The 13,625-nt window shown below is 65.5% G+C and carries 14 protein-coding genes; 7 read left to right on the top strand and 7 right to left on the bottom strand.

Features of this window, described 5'->3' with window-relative positions; translation table 11 throughout:
- Positions 1–67 precede the first annotated feature (67 nt).
- The gene (locus ABRP28_RS10295) at positions 68–1,732 is read right to left on the bottom strand and encodes an ATP-binding protein (protein WP_350004430.1); all 1,665 of its coding nucleotides are present in this window, start codon (positions 1,730–1,732) and stop codon (positions 68–70) included.
- Positions 1,733–1,775: 43 nt separating this feature from the next.
- Positions 1,776–2,543, bottom strand: a complete 768-nt coding sequence (locus ABRP28_RS10290) for an NAD(P)H-binding protein (protein WP_350004432.1) — start codon at positions 2,541–2,543, stop codon at positions 1,776–1,778.
- A gap of 579 nt (positions 2,544–3,122) precedes the next feature.
- On the opposite strand from ABRP28_RS10290, the gene ABRP28_RS10285 reads away from it, so the two are divergent.
- The 3 genes from ABRP28_RS10285 to ABRP28_RS10275 are packed head-to-tail and all read left to right on the top strand — an operon-like array spanning position 3,123 to position 4,891.
- A complete protein-coding gene (locus ABRP28_RS10285; protein ID WP_374152831.1) occupies positions 3,123–3,329 on the top strand; it encodes a helix-turn-helix transcriptional regulator in 207 nt (68 codons plus the stop codon).
- Entirely contained in the window at positions 3,322–4,512 is a 1,191-nt protein-coding gene (locus ABRP28_RS10280; protein ID WP_350004434.1) for a HipA domain-containing protein, read from the top strand. Before ABRP28_RS10285 ends, ABRP28_RS10280 begins: the two co-directional genes overlap by 8 nt.
- Before the next feature lie 58 nt (positions 4,513–4,570).
- Positions 4,571–4,891 (top strand): DUF2975 domain-containing protein, encoded by a 321-nt coding sequence (locus ABRP28_RS10275; RefSeq protein WP_374152974.1) that lies wholly within the window; start codon positions 4,571–4,573, stop codon positions 4,889–4,891.
- 568 nt (positions 4,892–5,459) lie between these two features.
- Here ABRP28_RS10275 and ABRP28_RS10270 read toward each other — a convergent pair.
- Together ABRP28_RS10270 and ABRP28_RS10265 are read right to left on the bottom strand one after the other, a co-directional pair.
- Positions 5,460–5,789: a hypothetical protein gene (locus ABRP28_RS10270; RefSeq protein WP_350004435.1), complete on the bottom strand. Its 330-nt coding sequence runs from the start codon at positions 5,787–5,789 to the stop codon at positions 5,460–5,462.
- 271 nt (positions 5,790–6,060) lie between these two features.
- A complete protein-coding gene (locus ABRP28_RS10265; protein ID WP_350004437.1) occupies positions 6,061–6,405 on the bottom strand; it encodes a hypothetical protein in 345 nt (114 codons plus the stop codon).
- A gap of 231 nt (positions 6,406–6,636) precedes the next feature.
- Between ABRP28_RS10265 and ABRP28_RS10260 the strand changes: the two genes are divergently transcribed.
- A complete protein-coding gene (locus ABRP28_RS10260; protein ID WP_350004439.1) occupies positions 6,637–7,854 on the top strand; it encodes an MFS transporter in 1,218 nt (405 codons plus the stop codon).
- A 17-nt stretch (positions 7,855–7,871) separates the two neighbouring features.
- Positions 7,872–8,576: an alpha/beta hydrolase gene (locus ABRP28_RS10255; protein ID WP_350004440.1), complete on the top strand. Its 705-nt coding sequence runs from the start codon at positions 7,872–7,874 to the stop codon at positions 8,574–8,576.
- A 16-nt stretch (positions 8,577–8,592) separates the two neighbouring features.
- On the opposite strand, the gene ABRP28_RS10250 is transcribed toward ABRP28_RS10255, so the two are convergent.
- Entirely contained in the window at positions 8,593–9,729 is a 1,137-nt protein-coding gene (locus tag ABRP28_RS10250) for an NAD(P)-binding domain-containing protein (RefSeq protein WP_350004442.1), read from the bottom strand.
- A gap of 101 nt (positions 9,730–9,830) precedes the next feature.
- On the opposite strand from ABRP28_RS10250, the gene ABRP28_RS10245 reads away from it, so the two are divergent.
- Together ABRP28_RS10245 and ABRP28_RS10240 are read left to right on the top strand one after the other, a co-directional pair.
- A complete protein-coding gene (locus ABRP28_RS10245) occupies positions 9,831–10,490 on the top strand; it encodes a TetR family transcriptional regulator (protein ID WP_350004443.1) in 660 nt (219 codons plus the stop codon).
- Between the two features lie 99 nt (positions 10,491–10,589).
- A complete protein-coding gene (locus tag ABRP28_RS10240) occupies positions 10,590–11,492 on the top strand; it encodes an LssY C-terminal domain-containing protein (RefSeq protein WP_350004445.1) in 903 nt (300 codons plus the stop codon).
- On the opposite strand, the gene ABRP28_RS10235 is transcribed toward ABRP28_RS10240, so the two are convergent.
- Positions 11,489–12,907, bottom strand: a complete 1,419-nt coding sequence (locus tag ABRP28_RS10235) for a fibronectin type III domain-containing protein (RefSeq protein ID WP_350004446.1) — start codon at positions 12,905–12,907, stop codon at positions 11,489–11,491. The genes ABRP28_RS10240 and ABRP28_RS10235 overlap by 4 nt on opposite strands.
- A gap of 102 nt (positions 12,908–13,009) precedes the next feature.
- Positions 13,010–13,489: a hypothetical protein gene (locus tag ABRP28_RS10230; RefSeq protein ID WP_350004448.1), complete on the bottom strand. Its 480-nt coding sequence runs from the start codon at positions 13,487–13,489 to the stop codon at positions 13,010–13,012.
- Positions 13,490–13,625 lie beyond the last annotated feature (136 nt).

Here is a 13,625-nt window from a genome sequence, read left to right as displayed (position 1 = left end):
GTCATGCGTCCGACGGCGGCACCCGGCGCCGTGCGCGTGCTGCGTGCTGCGTGCTGCGAGCTCCGTGCTATTGGGCGACGGCGAAGGAGGGAAGGGAAGCGTCCGCCTCCGGAAGGGTCAGGACTGCGGTGGTTCCTTTTCCGGGGCTGCTGGCCAGGCTGATGGTTCCGCGGTGGTTTTCCATAATCGATTTGGTGATTGCCAACCCCAGCCCTGCTCCGGGAATGGCGGAGGAGTGTGCATTGGCTGCCCGAAAGAAACGGGTATACGCCTGGCCCAGCTCATCGCCGGTCATACCGATCCCGGTGTCGGTGACTTCACACCTGAGGTTCTGTCCCGCGGCGCTGACCCGGACGGTGACCCTTCCGCCCTCCGGCGTGTACTTGATGGCGTTCGACACCAGGTTGTCGATGGCCTGGCCAAGGCGGTCAGGATCGAACCGTCCGGTGGCAGGACCTGCCGACTCCAGTTCGAGGGTGATGCCGGCGGCCACGGCGTGCGGCTCTGCAGCCTGGATGCTGGTGGCGGCAACGTCGTTAAGGTCCGCCGGCCGGGGTGCGATGGTCAACGATCCGGACGCGATGGTCAGCAGGTCACCTACGAGGGTCAGCAGCCGCCCGGCATTGCGTTTGGCAACCTTGAGGCATTCTTCCAGGCCGGGTTCAAGGTCCTCTTCGTCCAGGGCCAGATCCAGGTAACCCAGGATGGACGTCAGCGGCGTCCTCAGCTCGTGGGAGACGCTGGCCAGGAATTCGTCCTTGGCGGAAAGCGCCGTCACCAGGGCTGTGACATCCGTGAAGGCCAGGACCGCCCCTGAACGCCCTCCGGTGGAAGTCCTGATGAGCCGGCAGGTCACGGAGTAGGCGCGCTGGGCGGTTCCGCTGCCAACCCAGACCAGTTCGTCGGTGAAGGATTCACCGCGGGCAGCGCGTGTGCGGGGATGCCGTTCAGGGGGAAGCCGGTGTTTCCTGTCCACACCGTAGATGGGCATGTCCGTCACGTTGCCGGACGTCGCTTCAGCGCCGATGGCGTCCTCGAGGCGGCTGCCAAGATGCCGGTTCACCAGTACAGCCTGGCCCTGGCTGTCGAGGGCGCAGACACCCACGCTGACCGTGTCCATCACAGTGTTCAGCAGCTGTTCGCGGTCCTCGCTGGCCGCCAGCAGGTCCCGAAGGTCGGCTTCCTGTTTGGCCAGGAGGCGCCGCTGCATGGTGATGCCGTTGGCAACCCCGTAGGCCGTGAGCGCGACGGCCCCCAGGATGACAGGCAGGAGCACCATCCGGATGAGGGAGGCACTGGTAAAACCGGTGCCCAGGATTACCGGCGGAAGTGCCACGCTGAGGATGGTGGCCAGGATCGCCAAAGCAACACCGGCGTGGCGCAGGCCCACGGCCATCCAGACGACCGGAAATACGAGCAGGAAGCTCAGGGCTGTGAGGTGTTGCCCGCCTGATTCGCGGGACAACCCGATGGCCAGGCAGTCCAGGAACGGAATCAGGAAGACGGCCCAGGCTGGAAGGCGTTCCCATGGCACCACGGCACTGGCCGCAAGCAACATCAGGTGTGCCGCCAAGCTGTACAGGAACGGCTCCGACCACTCGAACCCGGGGTGCAGGAGTGCCACCAGGACCGTCACGAGCAGCACGGTGACGGACAGCGGAAGCTGGAACAGCACTGTCCGGCCGCGGGACCCCAAGGTCCGGAAATACCGGTCTGTCGATTCGAAAAGCATGGTTCCCCCTAAACCACTGGCCAGTTTGGCGCGTGAATCCCCGTTACTGATTCCGGCCGCCGCCGGCATCACGTGTTTCCAGCCATTCGCTGAACGTCTGGCGTCCGACGGCGGCCCCCGGCGCCGGGATCAGGGCGCCGCTGCGCATTGCCTTGCCCATGGAGCCTGGCAGCACTGCCTCAAGGATCCTCTTGCGCTGGCCAGTCCTGGCCAGATAGGCGCGGACCAGGTCCGCGAGTCGTTCGGTCCGCGGCCCGCCCAGGTCTGTGACGCTTCCCTGGGGTCCTGCCTCTGCGGCCGCCACCAGGGCCTCCGCCACCTCCCTGGCAGCCACGGGCTGGGTAAACATCTTGGGAACGTTCACCAGCGGACCCACGGCCCCGATCTTCACCGCCAGCGGCACGAACTCATGGAACTGCGTGGAACGCAGCAGAGTCCACGGGATACCGCCGTGCCGGACCTCGTCCTCCTGCACCAGCTTCCCGGCGTAGAGGCCGGAGGTCGAGCCGTCGATCCCCACAATGGAGAGGGCAACGTGGTGCTTCACCCCGGCCTGCTTTTCTGCTGCCAGCAGGTTCTGGGTGGCGTTGGTGAAGAAATCCACGGCCTTTTTGGTGGACGTGGTCTGGATGCCGGAGACGTCGATGACTGCCTCCACGCCCCCCTGGAGGGCCTGGGTAAGGCCGCGACCGTTCACCAGGTCCACGCCGTCGGCCCGGCTCATGCTCGAGACCTCGTGACCGCGTGCCTGTGCCACCTCCACCACGTGGCGGCCAACAGTACCGGTTCCCCCTGCGACGGCAATCCTCATGCAGCAAATCTTATGCCCGGCAGGGGCCCGTGTGTCAGCGGCTGGGTGGATGCAATGCCTAAAGTGCACCAGGGGTGGCCGTCGGCCTCTTGCTTTCCAATGCCGAATACCTGTGCCTATGTCTATGCCGATACCTGTGTCGCTGCCGGTGCCGAGGCCCCTTGCCAAGCGGCCGGGCTGGTGGCCGGAGCGAGGGGGAGGGCCGGCGACTATTTGCGGAACCACGCTGTTCCGCCGCCTCCGCCGCCGGCCCTGGCCTGTTGCCGGGCCCAGATCCCAGCTGCTGTTGCCTTATGCCTCAGGCCCCTCTACACCAGTGTGCGGTGGAGGGATCAAGGACCGGTGAGGATTGCCTCAAGATCAGCCAAGGACCGGCTGGACCCACCGGTAGTTCCCCTAGGGGCAGCCCCCTCATTTGGCCTGGAGGCCGAGAATTCGGAAAGATACTTCCGATATAGGGCCGCCTGTGCCGGCAATCAGGATGATGACCGCTTTTCCGCAATATATTGCGGTTTCGCCGCTGGTGGGGGATCCTCATAGGTGGTGGGCTGCTAATCAGCAATATTCTGCGGAAAGGCAATGATGGAAGACGTTCAGGCCATTGGAGCCAGCATCCGGAGTGCACGCAGGGAAGCCGGTATAACCCAGGGAACGCTGGCCGATCTGGTAGGCACGTCCGCCCGAACCATCCACGCCATTGAAACGGGAACGGGAAATCCGTCACTGGGCACTGTGGCCGCGGCCGCCAACGCGGTGGGGCTCCACCTCCGGGCCGCTGATGACTGAAGACCTGCAGCGCCTGAAGTTCGTCCGCGGCGCCGACGTCTACAAAGCTGGCGCACGGGCCGGGCACCTTTCGCGCACGGACCGCGGCAGTGTGGCCTTTTCCTACACTGGCGAATACCTTGCTGCCGGTGCCCGTCCCGTGGCAACAACACTGCCTCTTTCCAGCGAGCCGGTGGAATCGCCCAGCGGTGCGCTGCCGGCCTTCTTCTCCGGGCTCTTGCCGGAAGGCCACCGGCTGACCGTGCTCAAGGATGCCGTTAAAACCAGCCTGGGCGACGAGTTAAGCCTCCTCCTGGCCGTAGGCGCAGACATGCCGGGTGACGTGCAGGTTGTCCCGGCCGACGAACCGCTGGTGGAACAGCGGCCGCTGGCGGACACATCCCGCCCGGAGGACCTGGACTTCGCATACCTGGCGGACGCAGTGGACCCGCATGGGCTGCCCGGCGTGCAACACAAGGCAAGCGCCTCCATGATGACCACCCCGCTGGCACTCGCCAACCGCCGCTACCTGCTCAAGCTGGATCCCCCCAGCTATCCGCATCTGGTCCTGAACGAGGCAGCCCATCTCACCGCAGCCAAAGCCCTGAAGATTCCTGTGGCCAGGCACAGCGTGGTCACTGACAGGCGCGGCATGCCCGGGCTGCTGGTGGAGCGGTTCGACCGTGCCCATTCCGATGGCCTGGTGCGCCTGGCACTGGAGGACGGGGCGCAGGTGATGAACCTGCCGCCGGCGTCCAAATATGCAGTCACCTCCGAGCAGCTGGTCCTGGCGCTGGCCGGACTGTGCAAGGCCAAGGCCGTGGCCGTCCGCAACCTCTACCTGCAGTTCGTCTTTGCCTGGCTCACCGGAAACGGGGACCTGCACGCCAAGAACGCCGCCGTCCTCGCGGGCAGGAACGGCAGTTGGGCAGTGTCCCCCATGTACGACATCCCATGCACGCTGCTCTACGGTGACGACAGCATGGCGCTTCCCCTCGCCGGCAAGGTCAAGGGACTCAAGGCCAGGCACTGGCAGGAGTTCGCGGCTGCCATTGGACTGCCAGTTCGGGCCGCAGCAGCCGCCAACGCCCTGGCCCTCAAGGCGGCAGCGGACATCCATCTGGACGCCCTGCCCTTCAGCGGATCGCCCCTCAACGGCGCCCGCAGGGAGCTTCGGTTCCGCCGGGACCAGCTGGCCTCCTGACGGTTGCGCAATTATCAGCACGTATCGATTGACTTTCGATAGCTAGTAGTGAAGCTCGATATATGAAAATCACCCGTTTGGCAGTCACCGCGACCGCATTTTCAGCAACGGAGCCCTGGTGTGGGTGGATGCCATTGTCTGGGCCATCGCCGCCGGCTGGACGATGCTCGCGGCGCTCTCCGCCGTCGTCGTCCTTAGTGCGGACGATCCCGGGCTGCCGCTCCTGTTGTTCCTGGTCCTCGTGGCCGGGGCCGCCCTGGGCCTGGTGGTGGTGGTGCAGAACGGCCGAGCCAAGGCTGTGCGCTTCAGCACTCTGGAAGCCATGTGCCGGGTGCTGAAGTGCCAGCCCGGCGACCTGCTGGAGTTCGTGGAGGAATAGGGGAAAGTACGCATCCCCTATACGGGCCGCGGCGCGGACGGGCTGCCAAGTAGGGGAGTTGGACACCTTGACATGGCGTGCGTCCGGGATCCTACGCTGGAAGTGGTCTGGTAGTGGGCCATCCGGTCCTTGTGGGAGCGACATGGCGCACAACAAGATCGAATCCGAAGAACCCCAGCAGCCCGAGCCTGGGCAGGACGAGCCTCCGCAGCAGGAGTCCGGGACTGTAAACGGGCCCGAAAGCGGGCAGGAGCCCGGGCCTGAAAGCGCTCAGGAGCCCGGAGCTCCTTCCGGCCCATGGGAGAACCCGTCCAGGCCTCCGAGCCCCAGTGGCTTCAATCCGGACTACTGGCCAAAGTACTGACGCAGGGTTCGCCGCCTGCCGCTGGCCGCGGGAAAAGCTGTGCTCCCCGGCGGCGGGTCAAAGGGTTCCAGCAAACTGGGAGGGCAGCTACCCGTCTATTCGGATACAGCTGCACTCGCAGTCACTGGACGTCTGAAAGAAGAAAGTTTGCGGCTGGCACCCTGGCCCGACAATTGGGCTCTTCGGGTGCCGTTGCCTGGGTGCCTATGCGGCGATCAGTGCCGGCGCGTGGGTCCTGCGGGCCGCAGAGCGCGGAGCGAGGACGCTGATGGTGCACGGCGCCTGCTGCGGATCAATCCTGGCGGGCAGGTGGTGTGTTTCGGAGGACGCATGGAGCATTTCCAGCGCTTCCTGATCCACCCGGGCATGGGAGATATCCAGTTCCACGCCTAAGCCTTCGCGTAAGGAGTTGGCACGCTTGACTACTACATACAGTGCATTGACGCTGTGGACGGTGATATGCCCCTTTGCAATCACCTGGGCCCTGGCGTGGTCGAGATCTACACGGACAACAACGTTGAGCTTAGAGTTCAAAATGTAAAGCCTTCCCCGGCATTGGCTGCGACGCTGCAGCTTCTTGCTTGTGGCCGTTTGCATCAGCCTCATCCAGAGTAGGGACTGAATGTGATCCACGCAACATAAGGCCATTTATTACAACGTTTGGGCTTTGTGGTTCATGCGCACCGGAACAACCGGGCTGCACCCTCGGGCGGCCCTGCAGGAACTGCAGCTGCGGCACTACGGTGCGTGCCGCCGTCGTACTTAAGCCGCCGTCCGCCGCCGTATCCCGCGAACGGCGGCCGTCTCACCCCACGGATTCGGAGAGCCTTCCGGCTAACACCGTGACCGGCGCGGCAGACCAGCGCTCACGCTCGGGCTCATAGGAGATGACCACGGCGGTTTCGCTGTCCTTGGCCTCGTCCATGGCAAGCAGCAGGGCATCCTCCACATGCCGCGCATACTCCAGCCGGTCGGCCAGCGAGCCCTGCAGTTCGGCGTCGTCAATCAGCACGTGGCCCTTGCCGTCCACGATGACCTTCAGCGAATAGCCCTGGTCCTCCTGGAGGGACCCCCGGGTGGATGAAATTTCGGTGACCCTGTCTGCCCGGACCAGCCCGTTGCCGAGCGTTCGGATCCACACTTCACCCATCGAATGACCTCCCCTTTGGTACGGGCGCGGATCAGCGCCCCATAAGGCGAACGCTACTCCTCCGCGGGGCGTTTGTGACCCCCGGATTTACGTGGAGTACAAGGATTTAGAAGCGCGCCCGGTTCGGACTCGCGCGCCCGGGTCCGAGGGTGCCAGGGTCCGTATTGGGTGCGCGGAACCACACCGGGTGCGCGGCTAAACCTGGCCATCCTCACCCATAAAATAAATCTGATGACTTCCCCCGATGATCCCGAGCCCTTCAGCCTGCGCGGCATAGCTGTGGCCGCGTTCGGGCCGACGCTGCTGTACGGGATAGGAACGGGCGCCATCCTGCCGGTGGTGGCCCTGACTGCCCGCGATCTGGGTGCGTCGGTGGCCGTGGCTGCCCTGATTGTCACCCTGATCGGGCTGGGATCGTGGTTCTTCAACCTGCCGGCCTCCCTGGTGACCCTCAAATTCGGTGAGCGCTGGTCAATCGTGGGCGCCGCCGTCGCAGCCGGACTGGCGCTCGCCGCCGCCGGCCTGACGTCGCTGGTTCCCGAGGGGCTGTGGCTGCTCGCTGCGGCGATGGCCGTCGTCGGAATGTCCGGTGCCGTGTTTGGCCTGGCGCGGCAGAAGTACCTCACCGAGGCCGTCCCTGTGGAATTCCGCGCCCGCGCGCTGTCCACTCTGGGCGGGGTGAACCGGATCGGTGTGTTCATCGGCCCGTTCCTGGGCGCGGCGGTGATGCAGTTCGCCGGCATCAGCGGCGCCTACTGGGTGGGGGTGGTGGCCATGGCGGCCGCCGCGCTGCTGTCGCTCACCATTCCGGACCTGGCCGTTGCTCCAGCGCCCGACGGCGGGCACAAGGGTCCGGAGCCCACGCTGCGGAGCGTCGCGGTATCCCATGCGGGCGTGTTCCTTTCGCTGGGCATGGGGATCCTCCTGCTCAGCGCGCTCCGCTCGTCCCGGCAGGTGGTCATCCCGCTGTGGGCGGACCACCTGGGCATGGACGCCACCTCGGCTTCGCTGATTTACGGGCTGTCCGGGGCCATAGACATGCTGGTGTTTTATCCCGCGGGCAAACTCATGGACCGGAAAGGCCGGCAGTTCGTGGCCGTCCCCTCCACGCTGATCATGGGGACGGCCCTGCTGCTGATCCCGCTGACCGGCTCCTTTACGGGGCTGCTGCTGGCGGCACTGCTGATCGGGTTCGGCAACGGGATCAGCTCCGGGCTGGTGATGACCCTGGGGGCGGACTTCTCGCCGGACCGTGGCCGCGGGCAGTTCCTGGGGTTGTGGAGGTTCATGGCGGACGCCGGATCCACCGGCGGTCCCGTGCTCCTCTCCGGGGTGACGGCCCTTGCCACCCTGGGCGCGGGGGTCTCAGCCACGGGCATCCTGGGCTTCGCGGCGGCAGCCGTGTTCGCCGTCGTTATTCCACGGCTGAAGCACCGCCGGAACTACTGACGCGCTATCCTCGACAGATGGGTGAACGGGACGTGAGCACTCGGATCAGTCCGCTGCAGAAAGCCGTGTGGTGGGCGCAGGACTATGCCTACGCCGCGGTCTGCCAAATCCAAGGCCTGGTGTCGCGGGTACAGCCGGGCTCCTTCCACCAGGGCCACCGCACCCCGGTGCTCATCATTCCCGGTGTGTACGAAAACTGGCAGTTCATGATGCCGCTCATCAGGGCGATCCACGACGAAGGCCATCCTGTCCATGTGGTCACCGTGCTGCAGCGGAACAAACTGGACGTTCCCGTGGCGGCGCGGATGGTGGCGCAGCACCTTGAAGAAGCCGGGCTGCGGGACGCGGCGATCGTGGCGCACAGCAAGGGCGGGCTGATCGGCAAGTACGCCATGCTCAACCTTGACCCCGAGCACCGGATTTCGCGGATGGTCACGGTATGCACGCCGTTCTCCGGCTCGCGCTACGCCAGGTACATGCTGCTGCCCACCCTGCGGATTTTTTCGCCGCGCAACGCGCTGACCCTTGAGCTGGCCCGCGAGGAGACCATCAACAGCCGCATCACCTCCATCTACGGGCCGTTTGATCCGCACATTCCCGAGGGCAGCGTCCTTCCCGGCGCCACCAACATCGAACTGCCTACCGCAGGCCACTTCAGGATTCTGGGTGATTCTGAGACGGCGCGGATCATCGTTGAGCAGCTGAACCTTGACGAGCCGTGACCCGGTTGAGAGCGGCTCAGCTGGGCGCGGACTCCCGTGGCGCCGCACTGCCGGGGGCTGTTTCCGCTGACGTCTCCGGGGCGGCCGGTCTGCGGGCGGCAATATACCGGGCAACATAGGCCGCGTCCCGGCCTACTCCGTGGATCATCGAGGATGCCAGCGAGTGCTGGAAGAGTGATCCCAGGAAGTACAACCCCGGCTGGTTGCGGGCTACGCCGCGGTCCTGCTCCGGTTCGCCGCCCGCATCAAAGACCGGAAGGTGGATCCAGGCAGTCTCCGGGCGGAAGCCGGTGCACCACACCACGTTGGATACGGCGAGGGTCTGTCCGTCGGCCAGTTGCGGCTGGCCGTTCCGCGTCCCCTCCGTCCTGGGGACCCGCCGGACGCCGGCCGCCGTGAGGTCGCGGTCCTTCACGCGGATCAGCGGGCCGCTGTGGGCCAGCACCTGCGGCCGCGCTTTGCGCCCCACAGGAGTGCGCCTCGTCAGGAGATGGCGGAAAGCGAAGAAGACGGCGAGGGTCAGCGGCCTGGAAGCCGGAGCGTCGATCCGCCAGGGAAGCTCGCCGGGGTGCCTGCCGGAGAGGTACGTCTGGTGGGTTCGGGAGACTTCAAGTGCGATGTCCGCGCCGGAATTGCCGGCTCCGACTACCAGGACGGCGCCGGGGGAGAGCTGCGCAGGGTTTTTGTACTGGCCTGCATGCACCTGCCGGATGTCAGGGCTGAGCCCGGCGGCGAAGGACGGAACTTTCGGCTCCAGGTCCCAGCCGGTGGCGACCACCACGTTGGAGGCCTCGAGGCGCTGGCCATCTGCCTCGATCACGAAGCGCTGGCCATTATGGCGCAGCCCGGTGACGCGCACGGCGTTCCGTACGGGCAGGGAAAATTCAGCCGCATAGTCGCTGAGGTACTGGGAGAAGTCCTCCCTGCCCGGGAAGGACCAGGGTGTGGCAGGGTAGCGGCTGCCGGGCAGGGCATCGTACCGGGCTGGCGTGAACAGCCGGAGCGAGTCCCACCTGTTGCGCCAGCTGTCGCCCGTGCGCGGGTTTGCGTCCAGGATGACGAACGGTCGCTCAAGCCTTGCCAGGTGGTAGCCCATAGCCAGGCCCGCCTGTCCGCCACCAATTACAACAGTGTCGAAGCTTTCGGCCAGCATGATGCCCTGTCTTCCTGCCTTGAGCTGCCGCACCGCCGCTCCCGGCGTCCTGCTACAATTCATCCGAAACGGCTTCGGATGAATAAAGGGTAGGACCGGCTATGAGTGAAGTCAATGCCTCTTCCCGCCGCTACAACTCCCTTCGCAGGAAGGAGCAGGCGTCTGCCACCCGCGGCGCAGTACTGGCCGCAGCCCGGGAGCTGTTTGTGGGGGACGGGTACCGTTCCACCACCGTGAATGCCATCGCCCGGCGTGCGGGAGTCGCCGTCGATACCGTCTATGCCGCCATCGGGCGGAAGCCGGACCTGTTGCGTGAGGTTGTTGAAAGTGCCATCTCCGGTACCGGGCAGGCGGTCCCCGCTGAGCAGCGCGACTATGTCTTCCGCGTGCGTGAGGCAAAGATGGCCAGGGAGAAAATCAGCATCTATGCCCATGCCCTGGCCCTGATCCAGCCGCGGCTGGCGCCGGTTTATGTTGCCTTACGGGATGCTGCCGGCACGGACCGTGGCTGTGCCGAGCTATGGGAACAAATCTCCAACAGGCGGGCCGCGAACATGCGGAAATTTATTGAGGACCTTTCTTTGACCGGCGAGCTGCGCACGGACCGGCCCTCCGCGGAATTGGCGGACGCGGTGTGGAGCATGAACGGCCCTGAGTACTGGGTGCTGCTGGTGGACCAGCGCGGCTGGACGCCGGAGCAGTTCGCCGGCTGGCTCACCGATGCGTGGTGCAGGCTCCTGCTTGCCGACGGCGGCAGGTGAGGACCGCCGGCGCCGCCAGGATTCGCCGTGGCCGGGGAACGTATTATGGGCCGGTACTGATGTAGGCAGTGAAAATGCAAGGGCCGGGAGGACGTGGGCATGACATCTGGCGTGGACGGGAACCAGGCCGTTCCCCAGGAGCCGGACCATTCGCGCATCGAGAGTCAGGTGGAACGGCGGCAAAGCAGGTGGGCCACGGTCCTGGCGGTGCTGCAGCGGGTGCTGTACCTGGCGGTGACTGTCGCCGTCGGCTGGGCTGTGTGGTTTTTCCTGTTATCGCGGCTTTCGCGCGGGCCCGAGCAGGCGTGGGTATTCCTGCCCGTCTGGCTGGTCCTGGCGTATGCGCTGCTGCCGCGCGTCCATAAGATCCTGAGCAGCCTCTACATCCCGGACTACTTTATTGGCAGGGCCAGGACGGGCGACGGCGTCCTGGGCGATCCGGTGAACCTCGCCGTGGTGGGGACGGAGGAGGAGCTGCGGCGGGCCATGCGCACCGCCGGCTGGGTGGAGGCCCATCCCATTACCCCGGCCACCGCCTGGCACACCCTCACCTCCACGGTCCTGGGCCGCAGCTACCCGGCCGCGCCCGTCAGCTCGCTCTATGTGTTCGGCAACCGTCAGGACCTGGCGTTCCAGCGGGAGATCGACGGGAACCCGCGGAAGCGGCACCATGTCCGCTTCTGGAAGTGTCCGCCCGGATGGATGCTGCCCGGCGGCCTGTCTGTGGACTGGGTAGGCGCGGGTACGTACGACCGCAGCGTGGGCCTGTCCCTGTTCACGTTCCAGATCACGCACAAGATCGCCGACCGCACCGACGAGGAGCGGGACTTCATCATCGCCACGCTGGAGGCTGCCGACGCGGTGGAGTCCGTCCACGTCATCCTCAACTACTCCAGCGGCTACCACCACCGCAACGGCGGCGGAGATGCGATCCGTACCGACGGGCACCTGCCCATCATTGATCTCTATGAGCCGGGGCGGCCGGGCGTGGTGGCGTCCTAGTGTGCGTTGAAGGCGTTGCTGGTTGCTGGGACCAGTGTTCCGCTCGTGGCGGTCAGTGTGCAGCCGTTGGCTTTTCCTGCAACTTCAAGGTCGGGAAACGAAACAGCACCAGGGGATGCCGCCGGGGCTGTGCCCTTGATGCTGCAGTTTGACGCCAGCGCGACCTGGACAAGGGCATCAGTTGCGTTACCAAAGGCGTCCAGGACGTGCACTGTCACTGCAGGAGTGATGGGTCTGTTCTTTTCAACGTCCTGGCTGACGGCCGCGAAGAATAGTTTCGCTGGCGCCGCTGCGGTAATGGTTGCCGTCACTGGTTCCGGAGCTGCCAGCCCCGGCGCGGAAACGCTGAGGCTTGGCATGCCGGCTTTGGTGTCGCCGTAGAAGAACGACGCCGACGCTGAACCCGCCGGGATGGTCACCATGCCGGCGGGTGTGCCGTTGGCAGTGGCGGCAAAGACGCCTGTCTCTGCCGCGCTGGATGACAGGCTTACCGGAGTGGTCCCGGCTGTGACGGCGTTGCCGTAGGCGTCCTGGCGTTCCACCGTGACAGGGCCGAGGAGGGCGGCGGAGGACGCCGGCCCTGAGAGATGGCTCCCTGCTGTGAGTACAAGTTTGTCAGCAGCCGCAGGGATGACGGTGAAATTGCTGCTGACCGCACCGGCATAGCCGGCGCTGGAAGCGATGAGAGTGTAACCGGCTCCGGCCTTGTTGATAGAGAGTCCGCTGAAAGTTGCAGTGCCGGACCAGTCGGTCCTGGCCGTGGCTGTTCCCGAAAGCGTTCCACTCCCGGGATTGGAGCCGATGCTGATGGTGACGGGCACTCCGGCTTCCCACACTTCAAACCCGAAGATGGTCCGCAGCTGGACTTGGAAGGCGGCGATGGGTGACCCGGCTGTCACCGCGGCGGACGGCTGTGAGCTGAAGGTGAGGTCCCGCAAGCTGGCTACGGCCACGGTCCCGCTGACGGCACCGGCCGCGGTCCACGAGCGGTAGACGGCGGTGACCCTGTACTGGTGCGTGCCTTCCGGGACGGAGGTGTCCGTGCAAGTGCTGGCGGCGATGGGTGCAGCATAGCTGGAACCGCAGGCTGCGAAGGCATCAGTACCGGACAGCCGGGTGACGACGTAGCCGGTCGGGGTGAGCGCACCTGACGAAGGGGTCCAGCTGACAGTTACGTTGGAGTTACTGCTTGCTGGCACCGTTACGTTGGTGGGCGGAAGCAGTGTGGCGACTGGCGCCGTCGTGCTTCCCGTCCCGGAGGATCCCCAGTACGCGGCGGAGGGGGCTGCGCCCAGGAGAGCGCCCATGATGACAACGGCGGCGATCACCGCCGCGGAGCATACCGCACGTTGAAACGCCACCAGCTCCCGCCGAAGCCGGGGGCGGGCTTCGGGGGAGCTGGCGGGGGCAGGCATGGGACCTTCCGGACGTCGTCTTCGGGAGCAGTTAGGCGGGCTTGTTCACCAACGGGCCAGGATGCTGACGGTCTGTGTCAGGAATGACAGTCCGTGCCCTCTTCAGCTGGCGGAGAAGTACAGGGGAACAGAGACGCCCTTGCAGCCATTCTGGTTAATGCCTGGTCGGTCAATCATTTGCAGGGTCACGGTGCCTGTGGCGAATGCCCCGGGGGCAAGTTCAGCCTCTTCGAAGACCGGGTCGCCGACGACGAAGTCGTCCGCTGAGCAGCCGGCAGGAAGGCTCCAAGTGTTGCCGGCACTGTCAGCGACTTTGACGTTCACTGCGGTGACCTTTTGAACGCCGGCGTCGGCGGGGTTCGTGACCTTGAAGTTGAAAGTCTGCGTGGGACCGTTGGGGGAAAGGGCATCCCCGATCACTCCGGTTGACTCAATGGTGAAGCTTTTCGATTGCCCCGCCGTGGTGGTGGCACTCCCGGTGCCAGCGGCTGTCCAGTATGCGAAGGCGGCGCCGCCGCCGATGGCGACCAATGCCACAGTGGTTCCGATGATGCGTTTTTTACGTCCAGCCACCTTGGCCATGTGAATCCCCTTGAAAATGTGTGCGGTGTACGCAGAGACCTTGTGAGCCCTGAGCGGCTCCGATAGGAATACTTTCGCGGGGCAGGCTCAACTTACACCCGAGTAATTCCTCAAGGTTGAGTCAAGAGTTTTTAGG

The sequence above is a fragment of the Pseudarthrobacter sp. WHRI 8279 genome (assembly GCF_040224115.2).
In the GTDB taxonomy this organism is placed as follows: domain Bacteria; phylum Actinomycetota; class Actinomycetes; order Actinomycetales; family Micrococcaceae; genus Arthrobacter.
This window is presented reverse-complemented; position numbering and strand designations above follow the sequence as displayed.